Source organism: Deltaproteobacteria bacterium (assembly GCA_009692615.1).
Lineage (GTDB): Bacteria > Desulfobacterota > Binatia > UBA9968 > UBA9968 > DP-20.
In genome coordinates, this window is record SHYW01000055.1 from 1 (window position 1) to 23786 (window position 23786).

Below are 23786 nucleotides of genomic sequence, written 5' to 3' on the forward strand. Positions count from 1 at the left end.
GCGGCCTCAACCACGGTGATCTCGCTGCGATATACTCGTTGAATTACGTCTAGTCGTTTCTCGTCTTTCATTGTCAGGGTTGTCATCCTTCCACCCTGACATAATTACGTTGCCGTTAACCCCTGACATAATCACTTTGCTACAACACAGTGTAGGGTATAGGATAGTAGAGGCAGGGCGCGAGAGGAGGCGCTGAATTATGGCCAATAAAGGAATTCTTATCACCGGTGGTTCCGGTCTCGTTGGGGCCTATGCGGTGCAGATGTTGCTGGCGCGCGGCGAGCGGCCGGTTATTTTCGACGTCGCCCTCAACGAACGGTTGCTCAGTGCCGTCGGCGTCGACACCAGCAAGGTAACGTTAATCCGCGGCGACATGGCCGACATGCCGGCGCTGATTTCAGCCATCCGCGACAACGATTGCGATCAAATTATTCATCTCGCGGCGTTTCTCGGCGAAGAAGTGCAGCGTCGGCCGTACAGCGGCGTGCGCCTCAACTTCATGGGCACGATCAATGTTTTCGAAGCCGCGCGCCTGGAAAAAGTCCGCCGCGTGGTGTTTCCCAGCTCTGGGACGGTTTACCTGGGCTCGCTAGGCGAAGGGTTGAAACAGATCGACGAGAGTATCCCGATGAATCCTCCGTCGGTCTACGCCGCCACCAAGGCGAGCTGCGAATTCATGGGGCGCGCTTACGCCAAGCGCTACGGCTTCGAATTTATCTGCCTGCGTTATACCGGCGGGCTTTACGGTCCGTCGCCGGCGGCGCTCAAGGCGACCCGCGAGATCGCCATCCAGCAAATGATTCGCGCCGCGGTGAAAGGGGAGTCAGCGAAGATCAACTGGCCTTACGGTCCGGCGGAAATTCTTTATGGCAAAGACGCCGCCAAGGGCACCGTGTTGGCGGTCTGCAAAGACAAGTTCAAAGACACGCTGTTTCACATCGGCAACGCCGACTTGGTGAGCGGCGAGGACATCGTCGCGGCGATCCGGCAGAAATTTCCCGGCTCCAACATCGAGATCGTCAAAACCAACAATCCCATGCCTTATCCAGATTCGCGCCTATCGAGCGATTTTTCCCGAGCCAAGGAACAGTTGGGCTATGAACCGGACTATCCCATCGACAAAGCCGTCGCGGACTACGGCGCGACGCTCAAAAAACTCGAAAATCTGTAAGGCATCTGAAGCTCGACTTGGCGCCAGCGTCTAAAAAGCGAGGATGAAAAAATCTATGAGATCTTTGCGCAATGGCTTTTTTCTATGGCTGTTGGCATTCGCCCTGACCGGCGCCAACGCCTTCGCCGCACAACCGGCGCCGGCGAAGCCGGCATTCGACGAAAAAGCGGTGGCCGATTTCTTCCGCGGCAAGACCGTGCGCATCGTCGTCGGTTTTTCCGCCGGCGGCGGTTACGATCAATACTCCCGGCTCATCGCGCGCCACTTGTCGCGCCATATTCCCGGCAACCCGAATGTCTTGGTCGATAACATGGCCGGCGTCGGCAGCATGATCGCGGCCAATCATATGTACAACGCCGCGCCCAAGGACGGCACGATTGTCGGCAACCTTTCCGGTCCGATCGTCTTGGAGCAGCTCTTTGGCAATCCGGCGGTGCAGTACGATATGGGCAAATTCCGCTATCTCGCGGTGCCGGTGAGCGAGAGCTACTTGATGATCGTTCATAAGAGAACTGGCATTACGAAGTTCGACGAGCTGCGCGGCGATAAGGGTAAACAAGTAACCATGGGCGCGATCCCCGGCTCCACCGTCGAGCACGCGCCGATCATGGTCAGAGAAGTGCTCAACACCAATCTCAAGGTCGTTTCCGGCTACAAAGGCACCGCCGAAGTGCGCTTGGCCTTGGATAGCGGCGAGGTCGACGGCTTCTTCAACACTTGGACCTCGTCTAAAGTCACTTCCATGGACAAAGTGAAGAGCGGCGAATGGGTCGTGCTGGCGCAGCTCACGGAAACGCCGATGAAGGACTTGATCGTGCCCAATGTGCCGACGATACAGCAAATCTCTCGCTCCGAGGAGCAGCGGCTGTTGCTCAAGTTTGGCACCAGCACGCCCAACGACTTCGGCAAGGTTTATGTCCTACCGCCGGGAACCCACGCGGAGCGCGCGGCGGCGCTGGAAGCGGCGTTCGCGAAGGTGTTCAAGGACAAAGAACTGATCGCCGACGCGGACAAGGGGCGTCTCGAAATCGACCCGCTGATCGGCACTACCATCGCCAGGCTGGTCAGCGAGTTTCTCGGCATGCCCAGCGAATTGAAGAATAAGCTACAAACGGTTCTGAAAACGCCGGTGCGGAAATAGGGAGTTACCCGATATCCAATTGGAGGAAGCTTAGGATGCATTGCGGAACTAGAATTCTCTCGCTGTTATTTTTTCTATTGGCGCTCGCGCCGCTGCCAGTTTCGGCCCAGACCGAGACGATCGAAGAGCTTTATAAGAAAGCGCTCAAGGAAGGGGGCGTGCTCAACTGTTATTGCTCGCTGGCACAGATCAACGCGGAAATTATCTACCCGCTCTTTGAAAAGCGTTTTCCGGGCATCAAGATCAACCATGTCGATGCCACTTCCGATAAGCTCGCGGCGCGCGTGATTACCGAAGCTCGCGGCGGTCGAGTGATCGCCGACGTGGTGGAGTTCGGCCTCGAGGATATCAATAAGATCCAGGCTCAAGGGCTAATTTTGGATAGGGCGCCGCCGGAGGCCGCCGACTATCCGGCCAATCTGCGCGGTTCCTACTGGTCGGCGAATAACCTGATTTTCTTTGTCGGGGCGTGGAATACCGCCCAGGTGAAGAAAGACGAAGAGCCCAAGTTTTTGGATGATTTCGGCGATCCGCGCTGGAAGGGCCGGCTCATTGCCGAGCCGCGCGACTACGAAGTTTTGATCGCCCTCATGCACAAGCATAAGAGTTTGGAAAAGGCCAGTGCCGTGTTGGCTCGGATCGCCGCTAATAACGTCGAATTTCACCGCGGACACTCGCAGTTGGCCGAGCTGATCGTGGCGGGGCAGGCCGCAGCTTGTTTTACTTGCTACTCGCACCACTACCCCGCGCGGATGAGAAAGGGCGCGCCGGTTAATTATATGTTGTCAGAGGGCGCCGCCGGCATTATCGCCGTGGCGGTGCTCAAAGCCGCACCGAGTCCGAACACCGCATGGTTGTTTGCCCGCTGGGCGGCCTCCGAAGAAGATCAAAAGGTTTACGCCCACGGCGGGCGCACGCCGGCGCATCCCAAAGTCGAGCCCACGGAAAAGATTCGCCCGGCAACGATTTATCCGGTTGGCGTCGAAGATATCAAGGATTTTTCTAGGTACGAAAAGATCTGGAAGGAAATTTTCAAACTGCGATGATGGCGTTGGCAGCAAAGACCAAAGGAGATCCTATGACAAAGTTTGGATTGGCCCTGCTCGCTTGGTTTGGGTTAATAGTCTCCGGCGCCGGCGCGCAGTCGCTCGATGACCTGCACAAGCTGGCGCTCAAAGAGGGCGGCGTGGTGAACTTTTACGCGACCTTGGCGCAGATCAATGCCGAGAAGATTTTGCCGGTGTTCGAGAAACGGTTTCCCGGCATGAAAGTCAATCATGTCGACGCCACGGCTGACAAACTGGCGGCGCGGGCGATTACTGAAGCGCGCGGCGGCCGGGTGATCAGCGACGTGTTTCAAATGGCCTTGGAAAACGTGCTTCAGGTCGGTGAGCAGAAGCTGTTGATTGACAAGTTGCCGCCCGAAGCAGCCGCGTATCCCGCGTCTCTTAAGGGAGCCAACTGGCTGGGGGCGGACTTGGTCATCATCATTGGCTCATGGAACACCGGACTGGTCAAAAAAGAAGATGAGCCGAAACAGTTTGAAGATTTCGCCGATCCTAAGTGGAAAGGGAAATTGATCGCTGAAGCGCGCGATGTCGAGCTTTTGATCGGCCTCGCCCGTCACAAATATAAAAACGACGAGAAGGCGTTCGATTTTCTCCGCAAGCTAGCGGCCAACAATATCGAATTTCACAAAGGTCATTCCGAACTGGCGGAGTTTCTCACCGCCGGCCAGGCCGCCGCCTGCGTGACCTGCTACGCGCACCATTATCCGCCGCGCATCAAGAAAGGCGCGCCGCTGGGTTATATGCAGGGCGAAGGCATCGCGACGATTACCGCCAACGCTCTGGCCAAGGATGCACCCCATCCCAACGCCGGCTTGTTGTTCTATCGCTGGTCGGCCAGCGAAGAAGGACAAAAAGCCTACGCCGCCGGTGGCCGCTTGCCGCCCCATCCCAAAGTTGACCCGGTGGAAAAGATTCGCCCGGCGATTCTCTATCCGATCGGAACGGAGGAGATCAAGGAATGGCGTCGCTATGAGAAAATCTGGAAAGAGATTTTCAAGCTGCGTTAGAGATCAGCTTGACTCCATCGATTAAACTGCTATCACCGTTGCACCGGACTTTTCGGTGCAATATGGAGGTCGTCATGTTGGCAATTCGGTTACTCGTTTTCGGCGCGGTCATGATCGTTGGCGGGATGGTTACGTACGTCCCAGCCCACTGTCAGTCCCTCGACGAACTCCATAAGGCCGCACTCAAGGAAGGCGGCGGGCTCAACTTCTACGGCACGTTGGCGCAGATCAACGCAGAAATCATTTTCCCACTGTTCGAAAAGCGCTTTCCTGGCATTAAGGTAAATCACATCGACGCCACCTCGGATAAGCTGGTGGCCCGCGCGGTTAGCGAAGCGCGCGGCGGCAAGACCCTCGGCGATGTCTTTCAGGTACCCCTGGAAAACGTCGTGCAACTGCACGAACAAGGATTGATGCAGGAACTGTCGTTGCCGGAATCGGCGGCCTATCCCGAAGGACTCAAAGGATCATTCTGGACTGCCTCCGACCTTCAGTACTTTGTTGCCGCATGGAACACCAATCTGGTTAAGAAGGACGAAGAGCCCAAGAGCTTCGACGACTTTATCAATCCGAAATGGAAAAACCGCCTAATCGCTGAACCGCGCGATTTGGAAATGCTCCTGGCTTTCGCCAAGTATCGTTTCAAGAATGATGAAAAGGCGATCGACTACTGGAAGAAGGTCGCCGCCAACAATGTCGAATTTCACGCCGGCCATTCGCAGTTGGCCGAACTCTTGGTCGCCGGCCAGGCCGCGGTCTGTCTAACCTGTTACTCGCACCACTATCCGATCCGTATGAGGAAGGGTGCTCCGGTTAACTACATGCTCAGCGAAGGCGTGGCTTCGATCAACGCCACCGCGGTGTTCAAGAATGCGCCTCATCCGAACACGGCGTTATTGTTCGCGCGTTGGGTGGCGAGTTTAGACGGGCAAAAAGTGATGGCCCAAGGTGGGCGCAATCCAGCTCATCCCAAGGTCGATCCCACCGATAAGACCAAGACCGACAAAGCGTACTTTATCACGGCCGCCGATTTGAAGGAATTTCCCAAGTACGAAAAGACTTGGAGAGCAATCTTTAAGCTGCGTTAGTCAAGACCAACTTCTTGACGCGGAAGTAAACCATGTCCACTGTCGCAACTCCCACTACTGCAAAACAGAGCAATGGCCTAGACCCGGCACTGTTAGTTCCAGTAGTTGGCGCCGCCATTCTGATTTATCTCGCCGTGCTGCCGCTGTTCATGTTGATCATGGGCAGCTTTCAGGCCGAGGTGGCGCCGCGGGAGTTTGTCTACACGCTGCAGAACTATCAAAAGGCCTATGCCAGTGAGCATACCTACTCGACCTTCGTAAACTCGCTGATCTTTGCCTCGGGTTCGGCGGCGATAACATTTTTATTCGGTACAATGTTGGCGTGGCTCACCGAGCGCACCAACACGCCAATGCGCAAACTATTCGTGCCGATCGCCGTGGTTCCATTGATCCTTCCTGGCGTTCTTGAATCCATCTCGTGGATTTTTCTTTTAAGTCCCAAGTTCGGCTATGTGAACGTTTGGTTGATGCATCTGTTCGGTCTGCAATCGCCGCCGTTCAACGTGTTTTCTCTGCCGGGCATGATCTGGGTCCACTCCGTCGGCCAGGTGCCGTTGGCGTTTTTGATGATGACCGCGGCGTTCAAATCGATGGATCCATCCTTGGAAGAATCGGCGATGATGTCGGGAGCCAATACTTGGCAGACCATCAAGCGGATTACCTTACGCCTGTTAGCACCCACCGCCGGTTCGGTTCTGCTCATTCTGTTTGTCCGCACCCTTGAATCTTTCGAAACCCCGGCGCTGATCGGCATCCCGGCGCGTATTTACGTCTATACGAGTGAAATTTTTCTCGCTTTCAATGAATATCCGCCGGACTACGGCCGCGGCGGCGCCTTAGCGGTGGGTCTATTACTGCTCAGTGCCGTGGGTGTTTGGCTCTATACCAGAGCTACAAAAGAGGGTAAAAAATTCCAAACCGTCACGGGCAAGGCTTTCCGGCCGCGCCAGTTCGATCTGGGCCCGTGGCGGTGGGCCGGCTTCGCTTTCCTGATGGTCTATTTTATCTTTGTCGTGCTGCTGCCATTTTTGGTTTTGTTTTGGGCGTCGTTCTTGCCGTTTTTCGCGGCGCCGAGTTGGAGCGCACTGGATAAGTTGACCTTGGACAATTACCGTTACTTGGGCGGGTTTAGGCCGTTTTGGGAGGCGATGAAGAACAGCGTCATTCTCTCGACCTTGACCGCCACTGTGGCTATGGTGTTGACCTCCTTGGTCGCCTGGATCGTTTATAAGAGCAAATTGCGCGGTGCCTGGATTCTCGACATCCTCGCTTTTATCCCGATCACCATCCCTGGCATAGTCATGGGCATGGCGCTGATTCTTTTGTACGTCGCCTTTCCGATTCCAATCTACGGCACCATATGGGTGTTGTTGATCGCCTATGTGACGCGCTTTATACCGTACGGCATGCGCTCCTCGTCAGGATCGATCATGCAGATTCATAGCGAGCTTGAAGAGGCTGCCGCCGCTTCCGGGGCATCGTGGTGGGACACTTTCAAACGGGTGACGCTGCCCTTGCTCCGTCCGGGTTTCGTCGCCGGCTGGATCTATATCTGCATCGTGTCGTTTCGCGAGTTCTCTACCTCGGTGCTGCTCGCCACCGGCGAAAGCCGCGTGCTGTCGATTTTACTTTTTACCATGTTCGAGCAAGGTCAAGTGACGATTGTCGCCGCCATCGGCATCCTGATGATCGTTACCCTGCTGACTGTAGTGGGAATATTTTACAAACTCACCGGCAAAGTGGGCATACAGACGTAGGGAAGATTGGAGTACTGGAGTGATGGAGTAATGGAGAGATGATTTTCGGACCCAACACTCCATCACTCCAATACTCCATCATTCCAGTTTTTCGGGAGAACCATTCGTGATCGAAGTTAAGGGTCTGGTAAAAATCTACGAAGATGGCTCCAATGCCGGGGTCAAGGCCGTCAACGAAATCAGCTTCACGGTGGAGGAGGGGAGGTTTTATACCTTGCTCGGACCCTCCGGTTGCGGCAAGACCACGACCCTTCGCTGTATCGCCGGCCTGGAAAAAGCCAACGGCGGCGAGATCATCGTCGCCGGGCAAAAAGTCTACTCCGCCAACGCTAATACTTATGTGCCGGCCTATCGCCGTCCCATCGGCATGGTGTTTCAGAGCTACGCCATCTGGCCGCACATGACGGTATTCGAGAACGTGGCGTTCCCATTGCGCGTCGGCAAAGAGAAGGTCAGCAGCACCGAGTTAAAGAAGAAAGTCATGACCGCTCTCGAACAGGTGGAGTTGAATGGCTATGAAGCGCGCATGGCGACGCAATTGTCGGGCGGGCAGCAGCAACGCCTCGCTTTGGCGCGCGCCCTGGTACGCGAGCCTAAAGTTTTGCTGCTTGACGAGCCGCTCAGCAATCTCGACGCGAAATTGCGCGAGCGCATGCGTTTCGAGCTGCGCGAGCTTCAGCGTCGTCTGCGTATTACGACGCTTTACGTGACCCACGACCAGATCGAAGCGCTGTCCATGTCCAATGTGATCGCGGTGATGAACCAGGGGATGATCGTTCAGGAGGGCGCGCCGCGGGAGATTTATCTGACGCCGAAGAGTAAGTTTGTCGCCAACTTCATCGGTTCGACCAATCAGTTGACCGGCCATTTGGCCCGCGTCGATGCCGACGGCACCGGTATGGTGCGCACGGACGACGGTGAGATCGCCTGCGCGGTGCTCGACGGCTTGCAGGCCGGCAGTAAGGTCGTGGTCGTGGTGCGGCCGGAGAGCGTCAACATGCATGTGCAACGGCCGAGCCAATGCGAGAACCTCATCGAAGCCAAGATCGGCGCGGCGATGTTCCTCGGCGAATATTTGGACTGCACCGTCGAGTTGGGGAACCATGTGCTGCAAACCCATCAGCGCCACACTATGCAAATCCGCCGCGGCGATACCGTCTGGGTCGAGCTGCCGGCGAGCGAATGCATGGCGTTGCCCGCCGAATAGTCAGACGGAGTTTTCTCCCTCGGTTGAATCAGGCCCATCTTAGGTTTAAATCCATAGTAGCCAGTGAGCGCGCGGCGACGCGCGGAAGGTTGGTGCGGTGCTATGATTGGTAAGATTCTTACTATCGTCGGCTTGATAACGTTGGTCTTGCTCGGCCAAGCCGGAGCCCAGGAGCGCTTGCGCTTGGTATACAGCTCGGCGGATGGCACCAACTTCGTTTGGTACGCGGCCCTCGACGGCGGCTTTTACAAGAAGCATGGCTTGGATGTCGATTTGATCTTCGTGCCGAGCTCGACCACCGCGGTGTCAAGCATGATCGCCGGCGATATTCAGATCGGCAACAACTCCGGCGGCACGGTTGCGAGCGCGGTGGTCGGCGGCGCCAACTTGGTGCTCACCGGTTGTTACATCAACACGCTGCCCTATGAATTAGTCGTCCACGAATCGATCAAATCGGCCGAAGAGCTGCGCGGCAAAAGCATCGGCATCAGTCGGGTCGGCAGCGCGTCGGACTCGGCGGCGCGTATTTTGGTCAAAGGACTAGGACTTGAGCCGGTCAAAGATGTGCCGATCTTACAGGTGGGCGGCACCGCCGAGCGCGCCGCGGCGTTTCGCGGCGGGCGGATTGTCGGCTTTCCTTCGCCTCCCGGCGTGATTCATTTGGCCCAGGGCATGCCGCACCGAATCTTGATCAGCACGGCGGACTTTCAGAAGCGCTATGAGTTCCCTTTTATTTGCTCATCGACAACGAAAACGTTTCTCGCGGCGCGGCGCGATACTGTGCGGCGCGTGACGATGGCCTTGATCGAAGCGACCCATTTTCTCAAAACCCGTAAAGAAGAGAGCAAAAAGTTCATCGCCAAGTTCTCGCGCCAAACCAATCCTAAATATTTAGAGGATTCCTACATCGCCATGGCCAAGTTGCACGACCGCGTGCCGCTGGTGACCCGTGCCGGCGCCGAGGATCAAATGAAAGAGTCGCTCAGCCGCAAACCGGGAATGAGTTTGAAATTGGAAGACTGGATTGATGACAGCATCGTGCGCGAGCTCGATAAGAGCGGGTTTATCGACCGGATTTACAAGTGAGATTGCTGGTTCTCAGCAATGAATGCTGCTGCCATGTTGAACAGAGTTTGTACCGCTAAGAAAATCCCCCTCAATCCCCATTTTTCAAAGGGGGAAGTTCGGAGAGCGAAGCCGGTTCCCCTCTTTGAAAAAGAGGGGCTAGGGGAGATTTTCTGGCATGTCAATGTTCAACGAATTACGCCATGATCGCAGCCGTTGTTCTATCCGCGGGTGAGTCGAGCCGCATGGGCGAGCCTAAGGCACTGTTGTCGATTGACGGGCAAACTTTCATTGAGCGGATTGTCAGCGCGCTCAAGCTGAGCGGCTTGGAACGGATCGTTGTGGTTCTCGGCTTCAATGCTGAAGAGATGCGGCAAAAGATCGCGCACCTGCCGGTCGAGATCGTCGTCAATCCCCATTTCAAACAGGGCCAGCTTTCTTCGTTGCAGGCGGCGATTCGTCACTTGGAATCCGATAATAATTGCCAAGCTATGTTGGTTCACCTGGTCGATCATCCTTATGTCGATCCAGTTTTGGTGCGCGCGTTGCTTCAACATTTTAGTAATTCGAAAAAAGTAATCGTCGTGCCGCGCCATCATGGCAAACGGGGACATCCGGTGATTTTCTCTCGCGCGCTGTTCAGCGAATTGTTAAATGCGCCGCTCGATCAAGGCGCCAAGGCCGTGGTCAACGCTCACCGCGACGAGACCTTGGAAATCGACACTGAAGACGTTGGCATCACTCTCGATATCGATACGCCGGAACTTTATCGGCAACATGTGAAAGGTAAGTAGATGGCAAAACTGCAATTGACTTTGGCCTGCGGCGACTATGATTTTTTGCGGCCGCTGATCGACGGCGAGATTCAACCCCAGGGGATTGAATTGAACGTCCTCACCATGCCGTCGCCGGAGCGCCACGGAAGGATGTTGAAGCATGACGAGTTCGACGTTTGCGAATTGTCCCTGGTCGGCTATTTAGTTTCCCGCGACAAGGGCTGCGGCTACAACGCGCTCCCGGTTTTTCCACACCGCCGCTTTCGCCATCAGTACATGGTCAAGCGCACCGGTTGCGGCATCGAGAAGCCGGCCGATCTGAACGGCAAACGAATCGCGCTCGATACCTTGCAGAATTCCGCCGGCCTATGGATGCGCGGCATTCTCCAAGATCATTATGGATTAGATCTCAAGACCGTCGAATGGTGGTGTCAGGAAGAAGAAGATATTCCCTTCGAGCCGGCGAGTTGGATGAACGTCAAGCGCGTGGCGCACGGCAAGAACGTCGATCAAATGCTGCTCGACGGCGAGATCGAAGCTTCGCTTTATCCTGAAACGCTGCCGTCGATTCGTAACGGCAATCCCAAGGTTGCTCTGTTATTCCCTGATTCTAAGAAAGCCGAGATCGAATACTACCAAAACGGCGGCCACTTCCCGATCATGCACACGGTGGTGGTGAAGAATCACATCTTGGAAAAACATCCTTGGGTCGGCATCAGCTTGGTGCAGGCCTTCGAGAAGGCCAAGCAAATTTGCTACGCGCGCAACAGCGACCCGCGCAGCTTCGCCTTGGTCTGGGTGCAAGACTTGATGCGCGAACAAAAAGAAATCTTCGGCACCGATCCCTGGCCGTATAATTTGGACGACAACCGCAAAGCGCTGGAAGCGGTGATCCGTTATGAATACGAGCAGGGGATGATTAAGAAAAACCCCAAGGTCGAGGATCTGTTCTTCGCGCCGAGCTTGGAGCGGATTCAGCATTACGTGTAAGCGCTTGAGCGTGTCTGTCGTTGTGAACGGAATCGGCGCGTTGAGATTCCGTCGTCGTGGGCTACCGGGCGCGCTACGCGCAGCCGCTGCGTAAGCCGGTTTGGAGATCCTTACGAAGGCTGCCGGCTAACAACAGCTTGCAGCGGACCGTCAGCTGAAGCTGGAGGTTAGCCAGCGTGAGAGGAGCGTCGACATTCTTAGGCTGGCTGTTCTAAAATTCACTAAGCAATTCGTATGATCACGAAGAAGTTGAGCACGATCCTTACCGGCTGCTATTTGCTGTTGGCGGTATCTACTGTCGCTTATGAACTCAGCATCCGACTTTTCGACCGAGGGCATTCTGAATTTGCCGGCATGTTGTCGGTGGCGCTAAGCTTGCCGGCGAGTGTCGCGGTGATCTGGATCGGCAAGGCGGCGTTCGGCGTGAACGTCGGCCATTCGGACGTTTCATTTGTCGTGATCCTCGGACTCTCGGCGCTCGCGAACGCCTGCATCGTCTGGTTGGTTTTCGTTATGCTCAGCCGTCAGAGGTGAATTTTTGAGGAGAATGTCGGCCCGTAGCTTGACCAGTCGCACAAGCGCGGCCTCACCATCGACAAATAACGAGCGCCAAAATCCCTGTGGCATATATTCCTGCCGCCCTCACTTGTCACTCTTCTCCACTTGACACACAACGCCGCTCCGGCGTACGACGATGATATCAAGACCGCCAAAGGAGAGTTGCCATGGCCAATTCATTCGAAGTCATCGATGCCGACGGACATATCACCGAGAGCGACGCCCAGCTGAAAAAATACATGCCGGAGAAATACGTCAAACGAGTTTCGTCGTTGACGCCGGGCGATAGCTGGGATCGTTCGCTCAGCGGCAAGCTCGGCACCAGGGCGGGCGATGCCAAGAGTTGGCTCGACGCCATGGATCGCGGTGAAGTTTCGACCGCGGTGTTATATCCGACCAACGGTTTGAGCGTGGGCTGGATTCGCGAGCCCGATGTCGCGGTGCAGTATGCTCAAGCATGGAATAATTTCTGCTCGGAAGAGTTTCAGAAAGTCAGTCCGCGGTTGAAATGCGTCGCCTTGGTTTCGTTTCAAGATGTCGCCGAAGCGGTCAAGGAATTGCGCCGCGCGGTCAAAGAATTGAAACTGGTCGGCTTGATGCTGCCGGCGGTGGGTTTGCGCCTGCCCCTCGGCCATGAAAGCTTTTGGCCGATTTATGAAGAGGCGGAGAAGCTTGACTGCATGGTCGGCGTCCATGCCACCGTGCGCGGGCCGCACTATTTTGCCGGCGATTTGTTCGACCAGTTCATCGAAGTGCACACGCTGTCGCACTCTTTTGCGCAGATGATGCATTGCACCAGCTTGATGTTTCGCGGCGTGTTCGACCGTTTTCCTAAACTCCGCGTGGCGTTCATGGAAGCGGGTTGCAGTTGGGCGCCTTACTGGTTCGGCCGCATGAGCGAGGAGTGGGAGATTCGCGGTGCGGTGGAAGCGCCCCTGTGCAAGCGCAAACCGCTCGACTACTTGAAGGACGGGCGGATTTATTTTCACGCGGAAGATTATGAGCCATTGATCGGCGCGACCACGGAAATAATTTCCCATCGAAATATTTACTACGCTTCCGATTTTCCTCACTGGGACACCGAATTCCCGGAAAATATCCACCATTTGAATCGGCGCAAAGACTTGAACGACGAAGCCAAAAAATGGCTGTTCGCCGAGAGCGCCAAGAAACTCTACAATCTGAGTTAGGACATGGCGGTGAAACGCAAAGTTTGCATGACCGGTCCCACCGGGCTGACCGTGGTCGAAGACGCCTTGCGCCAAGCCGGCTGCGAGTTGGTCTTGGGGAAATCGCTAGACGATTTCCGCGAATTTCGTTACCAGCGCAAGGAGCTGGTCAAGTTGATCGGCGATGCGCCGATTGTTTTTCCCGCCGGCCGAGATTTTATCGGCGCGGATATTTTGGACTCCTGTCCCGATCTCCAAGCGGTGGTGAAGTCGAGCATCGGCATCGAATCGGTGGATGTCGACGCGGCCACCGATCTCGGTATCCTGTGCTGCAACAGTCCGACGCCGGAAAATTATTTGGGCGTGGCCGAGGCGACCATCGGCTTGATGGTGGCGCTCTTCAAACGCTTGAAGCGCAACGAGGCTCACATGCGCGTCCATGGCTGGAAGGAAGCGCGCAACCACGGCGTGCTCATGCTCGGCAGGACGGTGGGCATCATCGGCGTCGGGCGGATCGGCCAAAGCATCGCCAAGCGCTTGGCGGGCTGGGGCATGAATATCTTGGGCTACGATCCCTACGTGACCCAGGAAACTGTGGCGGATTTAGGCGTAACGATGGTTTCTCTCGAAGAACTGCTGCGCCAATCCGATGTCGTCACGCTTCATGTGGTGTTGACCCGTGAGACCCGCGGCCTGCTTGGCATGGCGCAATTCAAATTGATGAAACCCAGCGCTTTTTTCATCAACACCTCGCGCGGTCCGGCGATCGACGAGAGCGATTTGATTCAAGCATTGAACGACAACCTAATCGCCGGCGCGGCTCTCGATGTCTACGCCGAGGAACCGACGCCGATGAGCAATCCACTGCGCCAAGTGGAAGCCGAGAAATTGATCTTGACGCCGCACACGATCGGGACCAATCCCGGCTCCCAGGCGGCGGGGCAACAGCTCGCCGCGCAATCGATTCTTGAACTACTTGAAGGCAAGGTTCCCAATACCGTAGTCAATCCGCTGGCAATTCCGCGCTGGCGGGAACGGTTTTGGTCGTGATGAATTTGTATCGCCATTTCAAGCTGGCATTTTTCGCGCTCGTGTTCGTGATGGTGGGGAATAGCGTGGCATTGGCGGCTGGTGCGCCGATTCGCGTTGGTTATCCGCAGCCGAGCGGCGCCATGCTGCCGTTGTGGTTGGTGAGCGATGCTCGGCTCGATCAGAAATACGGCGTGACCGTGCAGAACATTTTTATCTCCGGCGCGGCGCGCATGAATCAATCGATGGTCGCCGGCGATATCGATTTGGCGAGCATCGGCGGCGCCGTGGTCAATACGGTTTTGGCCGGCGGCGATTTGGTCGCCATTGCGGTGGGCGTGCCGACCTATGGGTTTTCCTTTTACGCTCGGCCGGAGGTCAAGGACATCGCTAGCTTGCGCGGCCAGGTTGTCGGCATCATGAGCAAGGGCGCGTCTTCTGAGCATGCCGTGATCTCCTTGCTCCAACGTTACAACTTGCAACCCGGCAAGGACGTGAAGTTCATCTATCTCGGCGGCGTGCGCGAAGTGCTCGCCGCCATCGAGCGCGGCATCGTCGCGGCCGGTGTGTTGTCGTCGCCGACGACCTTGGCGGCGCGGCGCCTGGGCCAGAAAGAATTGGTCAACATCGCGACCCTCGGTGTGCCCTACGTGCACAGCGGTGTGGTCACCCGGCGGAGCTTCGCGCGCCAGCAACCGGAAAGCGTGAAAGCGTATCTGCGCGCCTACATCGCCGCCATAAAAATCGCCAACGAAGACGCCGAGACCAGTAAGACGGCCTTGAGCCGCTATTTAATCACCACTGACAGCGCGATCCTCGACGAAGCGTATCAAACGTTTCGCGGCATGTTTCCCCGCGTTCCCTACGTGACCGAAGAGCAAATCAGGTCGAGTCTCACGTTGTCGGAAAATCCCAAGGCGGCGGGGGCCAATCCCAAGGATTTCTTCGACACCCGGTTTTTAAAAGAGATTGAAGACAGCCGTTTTGTTCAGGAGCTTTATGGGCGGCGCTAAGTGGTGTTGTCCGAGGTATTATAGGGGCGAAAGATTTTTCGCCCCTACGGTCATGCTGGGCGCGATGTTGATTTTGGCGTTGCTGCTGCTGCAAATATCGGCGGGCGATAGTTTCGCCGCCGCTACCATTCGCATTGGCTATCCGCAGCCGAGTGGCGCCATGTTGCCGATTTGGGTGATGGCGGAAACCAAGCTCGACCAGAAATACGGCGTCGATCTGCAGAACATTTACATTTCCGGCGGCGCCCGTCTGACGCAAACGTTGGTGTCGGGTGATATTGAACTCGCGGCCACCGGCGGCGCGGTGATTAACGCGGTTTTGAGCGGCGCGGAGATTACCTATGTCGCGGCCAGCGTGCCGACCTATGGTTTTGCTCTCTACGTGCGTAACGATGTGAAGGACGTGGCTTCGCTCAGGGGCAAAGTCGTCGGCCTGATGACCAAGGGCGCGTCCACGGATCATGGAATGACCGCGCTCTTGCGCCAGTACAACATGCGCTCCGGCCAGGATGTCAAAGTCTTGTACCTTGGCGGTGTGCGCGAAGGTTTAGCCGCCTTGGATCGCGGTATCGTCTCGGCGACGACGATCTCGGCGCCGACGACTTTAATGGCGCGCCGCATGGGCTACAAGGAGCTGCTCAACTTCGCCAATTTGAAAATCCCGTACATTCAGTTAGGCATCGTTGCCCATAAAAGTTTCTTGCGCCAACAGCCCGAGCGCATGAAGGCGTTTCTGCGCGGTTACATCGCCGCGATCAAAGTGGTCAACGAAGACAGCGAGGTCAGCAAGCACGCGCTGGCCAAGTATCTGGCGACCAGCGACGGCGCGATTCTCGACGAAGCCTATCAAGCCTATCGCGGCATCTATCCGAAAGCGCCCTACACGACCGAAGATCAAGTACGTTCGATTCTCGCCGCTGCCGATCATCCAAAGGCTGCGGCCGCCGATCCGAAAGATTTTTTCGATAACCGATTGTTGAAGGAGATCGAAGACAGTGGCTTTATCAATGAACTTTATAGCCGGCGGTAAGTGGTTTTGTCAGGCGGATAGAAGGGCGGATTTCACCACGGAGGACACGAAGGGCACGAAGTTCGGAATAAGAATTATCCGAAACCTTCGTGTCCTTCGTGATCTCCGTGGTGAAAAATCTTTCGCATCGTACTGCCGAGAAGCCATTCTTCGCACAATGGTTGTCGCACTTCTATTACTCTCAGCGCTCGCGCAGAACTGTCAGGCAGCCGTCGCACCGATCACCGTGCGCGTCGGTTATCCCCAGCCGAGCGGGGCGCAGTTGCCGCTGTGGGTGATGTCGGAAGCGAAGCTCGATCGCAAGTACGGCGTCGATTTGCAAAACATTTATATCTCCGGCGGCGCCCGACTGACGCAGACCTTGGTCGCCGGCGATATCGATATGGCGACCACCGGCGGCGCGGTGATCAACGCGGTGTTGAGCGGGGCCGAGCTGGTTTATATCGCGTTGATCGTGCCGACCTACGGATTCTCCGTCTATGCTCGGCCCGAACTGAAAGACATTTCCGGCTTGAAAGGCAAAGTGGTCGGCGTCATGACTAAAGGCGCATCTTCCGATCACGGCATGATCGCGGTGCTGCGCCACAACCATTTGGCGGCGGGACAAGACGTCAAGTTTCTCTACCTCGGCGGCGTGCGCGAAGCGTTGGCGGCGTTGGAGCGCGGCATCGTCAGCGCCGCGGTGCTGTCGGCGCCGACGACACTGTTAGCCCGGCGCATGGGTTTTAAAGAAGTGATCAACATCGCGAGCTTGAATTTACCCTACGTGCACAATGGTGTGGTGACCCGCCGTTCGGCCGTGCGTCAGCAGCCCGAGCGGCTCAAAGCGTTTTTGCGCGGCTATATCGCGGCGGTCAAAGTTTCCAATGAGGATGCGGAAACTTCCAAGCGCGCGTTGGCCCGTTTTCTCGCCACCAATGATGGCCCGGTGATCGACGAGGCGTATCAAACCTTCAAAGGCATCTTTCCCCGCGTACCCTACATTACCGAGGACAACATCAAGGCGGTGCTCAGCGTCGCCGACCATCCGAAAGCGGCGGGCGCCGATCCGAAGGAGTTCTTTGACAACCGCTTGATCAAAGAGTTAGAAGATACAGGGTTCATCAAGGAACTGTACGGACAGCGGTAATTCTTATGAGCAAGCATGAATATTCGAAATTGGCGATTTCGCTGGCGCTAGCGATTGTCTCATTGACTGGTCCCGCCCACGGCGCCGCCGCGCCCGACAAGCTAGTTGGCGTTCATTCGGCTCGAGTGATGTCGCAGTCCTTTCCTTGGGTGGCTCAAGAAGCGGGGCTGTTTAAAAAGTATAATCTAGATTTCAATTTGGTGTTTATATCCTCGTCGTCCATCGTCACAGCGGCGCTTCTCGGCGGCGACACTGAGATGACCGTCACCGGCGGCATCGGCAACGTCGCGGCTTATGTCAAAGGTTCCACCGATGTCGTGTTCACTGGCGGCGTGAAAAACGTCATGACGCAAACCTTGGTGGCCGGCGGCAATATCAAAAAGGTTGAAGACTTGAAGGGTAAACGGATCGGCGTCAGCCGCATCGGCGGCAATTCCCACTACTTCACGATTCAAGCGCTGCGCCGTTACAACATGGAGCCCAATCGCGATTATAGTTTTTTGCAGACCGGCGGCGATCCCGAGACTCTGGCGGCACTGCTCAGCGGTTCCCTCGAAGTTGCCAATCTGACACCGCCCACCGATTCCCAGGCGATCGCCAAGGGTTATCACTACGTGCTCTACGGTCCCGATCTAAAAATTCCCTATTCGGCGACCGCGTTCGTGACCAAACGTTCGGTGATGGCCAAGCGACCTGCGGTGATCGCTAACTTCATGCGCGCCATGGCGGAGGCGTCCAAGCTGGTCCATACCGACCGCGAGTTCTACTACAAAGTTCTCGGCAAATATCTGCGCATTCAAGATCGCAGCATTCTCGACTCGGCTTATAATGCCGAGATCAAAGCGCTGGAGCCGCGTTTGACGATTCGCATGGAATCGTTGCAAGCGATTCTCGATGAGCTAGCTCCCAGTGACGCGAATGCTAAGAAGGTCAAGCCTCAGGAAATGGTGGATACGCGTTATCTCGATGAGATGAATAAGAGCGGCTTTATGGATCAACTGTGGGGCAAGAAGTGATCCAGCGCATTTTTCTCCGATTTCTCTTTGGCCTTTGTTTATTGTCGTGGGCCAACTCGTGGGCGGCGGATAAATTTACCACCATCTATTCGGCCCGCGTGTTGGCCCAGGCGCTGCCCTGGATCGCCGAAGAGGCCGGACTGTTCAAAAAATATAATTTAGATCACAACCTGGTGTTCATCGCTTCATCGAGCATCGCCACGGCGGCGCTGCTGAGCGGCGATCCCGACATGGTCATGACCGGCGGGGTTGGCAACGTCATCGCCTTCGTGCGCGGCTCCACCGATATCGTCTACATCGGCAGCGCGAAAAACTCGATGACCCAGAACATCATCGCCGGCGGCAATCTGAAGCGGCCGGAAGATCTAAAGGGCAAACGGATTGCCGTCAGCCGCATCGGCAGCAACTCGCATTACTTTACGATTCAAGCGCTGCGCCGCCACAACATGGAGCCCAACCGCGATTACACTTTTTTGCAATCCGGCGGCGATCCCGAGTCCTTGACCGCATTGTTCGCCGGCGGCGTCGAGGTTGCCTGTTTGGCGCCGCCGACAGATGTCCAAGCGCTGGCGCGCGGCTTTCACTACGTCATTTACGGTCCCGATCTGAAGATTCCCTACGCTGCCACGTCGTTCGTCACTAAGCGCGCGACCATCGCCAGGAGACCGCAAGCGATGGCGCAGTATATGCGCGCTATGGGTGAGGCTTCGAAGATCCTGCACAGCGACCGCGAGTTCGTTTACAGAGTCCTCGGTAAGCAGCTGCGTATCAACGACCGGACGATTTTGGACGCTGCTTATAATGCTGAGATCAAAGTGATGGAGCCTCGGCTGGCGCTTAAAGCCGAAGCGTTTCAAGCGATCCTCGATGAAGTGGCGCAGACCGATGAACGGGCCAAGAAGGTCAAACCACAAGAATTGACCGATACGCGGTTTTTAAATGATATGGAAAAGAGTGGCTTTTGGGATCAAATCTGGGCTAAAAGATAGGAACAAGGAGGGGCTATGGAACAATCGATTGTCTCGTCGGATTCTCATGTCATCGAAGTACCGGACCTTTGGGAGAAGGGTATGTCGGCGGCGTTCAGCGCGCGCGCGCCTAAGGCGTTCTTTGACGAAAAGCGTGATGCTTGGATGTTCGGTTCGGAGGAGGTGCAGATTCAAGCTGTCGGTGGATTGTTCATGGCCGGGCAGCAGCCGGAGAATTTGGAGAAGTTTCGTAAAGCCGGTTTCGCGGTCGCCCGTCCCGGCGGCTGGGATCCCTTCGAACGCCAAGCCGATATGGTCACCGACGGCGTTGCCGCCGAGGTGCTCTATCCAAGCTTGGGTTTGGGACTGTTTTGCGTTGAAGACGCGGCGTTGCAAGAAGAGCTGTTCCGCGCCTACAACAATTGGATCATCGACTACTGCCAGAAGGTCCCCGACCGCTTGTACAGCATCGCTTTGATCTCCATGTACAACGTCGACCATGCTATCGCCGAAATGGAACGTTGCGCCAAGCAAGGCATCGTCGGCACCATGATCTGGCAGGTGCCCCATGCGAACTTGCCGTTTACCTCAGAGCACTATGAGCGCTTCTGGGCGGCTTCCCAGGACCTCGATCTGCCGGTGCATTTGCATATTTTGACCGGCTTCGGCGACAGCATGCATCGCCAGTCCGCCACTGGGCCGAAACGTTATCGTATCGGCATCGAGCAAACCCAGGAGATCGAAGATGCGCTGTTCGAGTTGATCTTTCACGGCGTGCTTGAGCGCCACCCCAAGTTGAAAATCGTTTCGGTGGAAAATGAAGTGGGCTGGATGCCTTTTTGGTTGGGCCAGTGCGATAAGAATTTCAAACGCCATCGTCACTCGCAAAAGGTTCAGATGAGCAAGCTGCCGAGCGAATATTTCGCCGAGCAGATCTACGCGACGTTTTTCAACGACGTGGTCGGCGGCAAACTATTTTCCTGGTGGGGCCAAGACAATTGCATGTGGTCCAATGACTACCCGCATCAGAACTCCACCTGGCCCAATTCCCGCGCGGTCATTGAGCGTGACATGGCCAACCTGTCCGCCGAGACCCGTGAGAAGTTGCTCAACACCAACGTGCGTAAGTTGTATAAACTAAATGCGCCGATGTCATTGCCCAAGGCTGTGGTGGCCTGACGCGCGGCGCAATATTCGCAAAATTACTGTAGGAGTGGTTTATGGAGTTACGTGATTTAAAAGTTCTCGATTCCGACGCCCATGCGCGGGATCTCGATAATGACATTCGGCAATACTTGCCGGAGCCGTACAAGAGTCAACGCTCGTCGTTCATTCCGAGCGAGCATTACGATCGCAATCTCGGCGGCACGTTGGGCCGGTCCGGCGCCAAAGTCGAAGAGCGCTTGGAGGCGATGGATACTCAGCAGATCGACACCGCGGTGATGTTTCCGACCAGTGGTTTGGGTGTCGGCCGGGTGCGCGATGCCAAGTTTCAAGTGGCGCTGTGCCGGGCTTATAACGATTTCATTTCCAGTTACTGCAAGGCGTCGCCGCGTCTGAAAGCGGTGGCCAACTTGCCGGTGAACGATCCGGCTGAATGCGTCAAGGAACTCAATCGCGCGGTGACCAAGCTAGGACTTTGCGGCGGCATGATGGTCGCCCAAGCGCACCGGAAAAATCTTGGCAGCCCGGAATTCTATCCGCTCTATGAAGAAGCGCAGAAGCTCAACACGCCGCTGACCATTCACGCCTTTGGCGGCGACGAGCCAGGCAGCGAGATCTTCGATCAGTTCATCAGCTTACATACCTGCGGACATCCATTTCCGGTCTTGCGCCAGCTGACGGCCATGGTCTTCGGCGGCATTCCGGAAATGTTTCCCAAGCTGCGCGTTGGTTATCTCGAAGTCGGTTGCGGCTGGTTACCCTATTGGGCCGAGCGCATGGACGAAGAGTGGGAGAAACGCGGCAAAGTCGAAGCGCCGTTGTGCAAGAAGAAACCGAGCGAGTATCTCTTCAGCGAATGCAGCTACTACGGCTGCGAACCGGAAGAGAAGATGATCGGCTACGTGACCAAGGAAATCGGCTCGAAGACATTGATGTATGCGTCCGACTATCCGCACTGGGACATGAGCTGGCCGGATTCGGCGACGATACTGTGGAATCGCGACGATATTTCGCTTGAAGTGAAGAAGGACTTGTTACTCAACAACGCCAAGCGTTTTTACAACATCTAATCAAACTGTCATTCCCGAGGCAACGAGGAATCGCGATTGGCCGCGTCATGGCGAGTCGGATTCCTCGTTGCTTTCAGCGCCCGAGGGTGACATAGAAAAGGGCGCGATTCGCAGCTTATCAATTGTACTCAGATCGCAAATTTTGAGAGGAGCCGAGCATGATTCAAACTAAAGGATTGACCGGCGCGCAGTCGATGCTGCGCGTGTTGGCAAAAATGGGTGTGGAAAAAATCTTCGCGTCGCCGGGATCGGAATGGTCGCCGCTGTGGGAAGCGTTGGCCGAGCCGGGCGTCGAAGGGATGCCGCAATATTACAGCACGCGCCACGAAGAGATCGCCGTCGGCATGGCCAGCGGCTATGCGAAATCTACCGGTAAGCTGCCCGCGGTCGTGATTCACACCACTGTCGGCGCCTTGCATGCGACCATGGCGATGCGCGCGGCGCTGCATGAACAAGTTCCGATGGTGGTTTTTGCCGGCGAGTCGATCGGCTTCGGCGAAGACGAAGGACCCGATGTCGGCGGCCAATGGCAAGGCCATCTCGGCGACATGGGCGGACCGGCCAAGCTGGTCGATCACACGGTCAAATGGAGCTTCGGCATCAATACCAAATCGATCGTGCCGTCCACCGTGCAGCGCGCCTGCCGGATCGCCATGGCCGGTCCGCGCGGACCGGTGTTTGTCTCCATGCCGATGGAATATATGTTCGACACCATGACCAAGGATGTGCCCTCGGATCTCGGCAACTCACCCTTGGCCACCGCCGATGCCAAAGGCATCGAAGATCTCGCCAACTTACTCGCCGGCGCGCACAATCCGGTGATCGTCGCCGAAGATGCCGGCAAAACCATGAAGAGCGTCGATCTCTTGGTCGAGATCGCCGAGCTGCTCGGATGTTCGGTGGTCGAATCGCGCAGTACCGGTGTGATCAACATTCCGCGTACCCATGCGCTGCACAGTGGCTATAATGTGACCGATAGCGTCAAGGGCGCCGACGTGATTTTTCTTTGCGCGGTGATCGCACCTTGGCATCCCGCTTCGATTACCCCGGCCAAGGGCGCCAAAGTCGCCATGCTCGATGAAAATCCGCTGCGCGTTGAGATTCCGTATTACGGCTACCAATCGGATCTCTGCCTCACCGGCGAGATCGAGTCGTCGTTGGAACATTTGCTTGCCGCCTTGAAGAAAAAAGTTTCCAAGGGCGATCCGGCGCGCACCCGGCGCGCCGAAGAGCTTAAAGTTACTAACGATGCCCGGCGCAAAAAATGGCGCGATGAGGCGATGGCATTGGCGAATACCAAGCCCATGGATCAACGCTGGGTCGCCCATGAGATCAGCCAAGTATTGCCGAAAGACGCGATGGTCGTCGAAGAGACCATCACGCACCGTTTGGCGGTGCACCGTTACTTCGACAATCTCCAACCGGGATCGTTCTTCAACGGTTGCATCGGCGGTCTGGGCACCGGTCTGGCGACTGCGCTCGGCGTGAAAGCCGCAAATCCTAAGCGGCCGGTGATCTGTTTGATCGGTGACGGCTCGTTCAACTACGATCCCGCGCCGGCGGCCTTCGGCGCGGCCCAGGAACATGGTCTGCCGTTTCTAACCATCATGTTCAACAACTCCGGTTATCTGTCGCAGAAATCCGGCATCCCGAAATATTATCCAGGCGGCTGGGCGGTGAAGTCGGGAAATTTTTCCGGACTGCATATCAAGCCGGAGCCGGAGTATTCCCAGATGATCAAAGCTTGGGATGGCTACGGCGAGAAAGTCGTCGAGCCGGGCGAAGTGCGCAAGGCGGTGGAACGCGGCCTGCGCGCGGTCGCCGGTGGACAATCGGCGTTGATCGATATTCGCTTGCGGACGGTGGAGGACACGGTCGAGCGCGGCGAGGGATAAAAGTCAAAGCAAATCTTGTTTCAAAGAGGAGTTGCTTTGAATCCGACCGCGGTCTGATTTAAGGTGAGTCCTCTTTGAGTTTTGCGTTTCGACTCAAATGAGGTGCAGTATGGCCGTGCGAAAATCCCCAAAGAAAGCACCTTCTGTCGGGCAACGACTTGAATCCATTGAAGGGTTGGCCCGCACAGGCTTTCGTCAAGTTGACCAACGTTTTGAGAAAATTGACCAGCAGTTTGATCAAGTTAACCAACATGTCGCGGGAGTCGATCAGCGCCTCGATTTTGAGGTGGGCGAATTCAAACGCCAAATTGCCGCGCAAGGGCTCGTGCTAGGGCAACGGATCGATCAACTTGCGAATCACGTTGATGGATTCATGAAGCTCCACGAAACACTGGATATCGAGTTCTAAGTGATCAAAGAACAGATGATTCGTCTGGAAGATCGTTTGGCTCGACTTGAGGCAGCTCTCCCAA

General features: G+C 56.1%; 22 protein-coding genes. All 22 read left to right on the forward strand.

Annotated features, from left to right (window positions below; genetic code table 11):
• Nucleotides 1-199 precede the first annotated feature (199 nt).
• The 22 genes from EXR70_14230 (at nucleotide 200) to EXR70_14335 (ending at nucleotide 23722) form a co-directional block, all read left to right on the forward strand.
• The gene (locus tag EXR70_14230; protein MSP39642.1) at nucleotides 200-1171 is read left to right on the forward strand and encodes an NAD(P)-dependent oxidoreductase; all 972 of its coding nucleotides are present in this window, start codon (nucleotides 200-202) and stop codon (nucleotides 1169-1171) included.
• A 43-nt stretch (nucleotides 1172-1214) separates the two neighbouring features.
• Nucleotides 1215-2312: a hypothetical protein gene (locus EXR70_14235; GenBank protein MSP39643.1), complete on the forward strand. Its 1098-nt coding sequence runs from the start codon at nucleotides 1215-1217 to the stop codon at nucleotides 2310-2312.
• Nucleotides 2313-2347: 35 nt separating this feature from the next.
• Nucleotides 2348-3358, forward strand: a complete 1011-nt coding sequence (locus EXR70_14240; protein ID MSP39644.1) for an extracellular solute-binding protein — start codon at nucleotides 2348-2350, stop codon at nucleotides 3356-3358.
• Nucleotides 3355-4389 (forward strand): extracellular solute-binding protein, encoded by a 1035-nt coding sequence (locus tag EXR70_14245; GenBank protein MSP39645.1) that lies wholly within the window; start codon nucleotides 3355-3357, stop codon nucleotides 4387-4389. Before EXR70_14240 ends, EXR70_14245 begins: the two co-directional genes overlap by 4 nt.
• A gap of 62 nt (nucleotides 4390-4451) precedes the next feature.
• Nucleotides 4452-5477, forward strand: a complete 1026-nt coding sequence (locus EXR70_14250) for an extracellular solute-binding protein (protein ID MSP39646.1) — start codon at nucleotides 4452-4454, stop codon at nucleotides 5475-5477.
• Nucleotides 5478-5509: 32 nt separating this feature from the next.
• Nucleotides 5510-7234 (forward strand): iron ABC transporter permease, encoded by a 1725-nt coding sequence (locus EXR70_14255; GenBank protein MSP39647.1) that lies wholly within the window; start codon nucleotides 5510-5512, stop codon nucleotides 7232-7234.
• A gap of 70 nt (nucleotides 7235-7304) precedes the next feature.
• A complete protein-coding gene (locus EXR70_14260) occupies nucleotides 7305-8441 on the forward strand; it encodes an ABC transporter ATP-binding protein (protein ID MSP39648.1) in 1137 nt (378 codons plus the stop codon).
• A 102-nt stretch (nucleotides 8442-8543) separates the two neighbouring features.
• On the forward strand, nucleotides 8544-9527 hold the full coding sequence (locus EXR70_14265; protein MSP39649.1) for an ABC transporter substrate-binding protein: 984 nt from the start codon (nucleotides 8544-8546) through the stop codon (nucleotides 9525-9527).
• 182 nt (nucleotides 9528-9709) lie between these two features.
• Nucleotides 9710-10300 carry a nucleotidyltransferase family protein gene (locus EXR70_14270; GenBank protein ID MSP39650.1) on the forward strand — a complete coding sequence of 197 codons (591 nt, stop codon included), beginning with the start codon at nucleotides 9710-9712 and terminating at the stop codon, nucleotides 10298-10300.
• A complete protein-coding gene (locus tag EXR70_14275; GenBank protein ID MSP39651.1) occupies nucleotides 10301-11272 on the forward strand; it encodes an ABC transporter substrate-binding protein in 972 nt (323 codons plus the stop codon). It begins immediately after the preceding gene.
• 234 nt (nucleotides 11273-11506) lie between these two features.
• Complete coding sequence (locus EXR70_14280) at nucleotides 11507-11806, forward strand: hypothetical protein (protein ID MSP39652.1); 300 nt, start codon at nucleotides 11507-11509, stop codon at nucleotides 11804-11806.
• Between the two features lie 191 nt (nucleotides 11807-11997).
• The gene (locus EXR70_14285) at nucleotides 11998-13020 is read left to right on the forward strand and encodes an amidohydrolase (protein MSP39653.1); all 1023 of its coding nucleotides are present in this window, start codon (nucleotides 11998-12000) and stop codon (nucleotides 13018-13020) included.
• 3 nt (nucleotides 13021-13023) lie between these two features.
• Nucleotides 13024-14049, forward strand: a complete 1026-nt coding sequence (locus EXR70_14290) for a hypothetical protein (protein MSP39654.1) — start codon at nucleotides 13024-13026, stop codon at nucleotides 14047-14049.
• Nucleotides 14046-15041, forward strand: a complete 996-nt coding sequence (locus tag EXR70_14295) for a hypothetical protein (GenBank protein MSP39655.1) — start codon at nucleotides 14046-14048, stop codon at nucleotides 15039-15041. The genes EXR70_14290 and EXR70_14295 overlap by 4 nt, the downstream gene beginning before the upstream one ends.
• On the forward strand, nucleotides 15028-16071 hold the full coding sequence (locus tag EXR70_14300) for a hypothetical protein (GenBank protein ID MSP39656.1): 1044 nt from the start codon (nucleotides 15028-15030) through the stop codon (nucleotides 16069-16071). The genes EXR70_14295 and EXR70_14300 overlap by 14 nt, the downstream gene beginning before the upstream one ends.
• On the forward strand, nucleotides 16049-17200 hold the full coding sequence (locus EXR70_14305; protein MSP39657.1) for a hypothetical protein: 1152 nt from the start codon (nucleotides 16049-16051) through the stop codon (nucleotides 17198-17200). The genes EXR70_14300 and EXR70_14305 overlap by 23 nt, the downstream gene beginning before the upstream one ends.
• Before the next feature lie 5 nt (nucleotides 17201-17205).
• The gene (locus tag EXR70_14310; GenBank protein ID MSP39658.1) at nucleotides 17206-18216 is read left to right on the forward strand and encodes an ABC transporter substrate-binding protein; all 1011 of its coding nucleotides are present in this window, start codon (nucleotides 17206-17208) and stop codon (nucleotides 18214-18216) included.
• Nucleotides 18201-19205 (forward strand): ABC transporter substrate-binding protein, encoded by a 1005-nt coding sequence (locus tag EXR70_14315; GenBank protein MSP39659.1) that lies wholly within the window; start codon nucleotides 18201-18203, stop codon nucleotides 19203-19205. Before EXR70_14310 ends, EXR70_14315 begins: the two co-directional genes overlap by 16 nt.
• A 15-nt stretch (nucleotides 19206-19220) precedes the next feature.
• A complete protein-coding gene (locus EXR70_14320) occupies nucleotides 19221-20363 on the forward strand; it encodes an amidohydrolase (protein MSP39660.1) in 1143 nt (380 codons plus the stop codon).
• Between the two features lie 41 nt (nucleotides 20364-20404).
• Nucleotides 20405-21418, forward strand: a complete 1014-nt coding sequence (locus tag EXR70_14325; protein MSP39661.1) for a hypothetical protein — start codon at nucleotides 20405-20407, stop codon at nucleotides 21416-21418.
• A 158-nt stretch (nucleotides 21419-21576) separates the two neighbouring features.
• On the forward strand, nucleotides 21577-23313 hold the full coding sequence (locus EXR70_14330) for a hypothetical protein (protein ID MSP39662.1): 1737 nt from the start codon (nucleotides 21577-21579) through the stop codon (nucleotides 23311-23313).
• A 109-nt stretch (nucleotides 23314-23422) separates the two neighbouring features.
• Nucleotides 23423-23722, forward strand: coding sequence for a hypothetical protein (locus EXR70_14335; GenBank protein MSP39663.1), 300 nt, complete (start codon nucleotides 23423-23425; stop codon nucleotides 23720-23722).
• Nucleotides 23723-23786 lie beyond the last annotated feature (64 nt).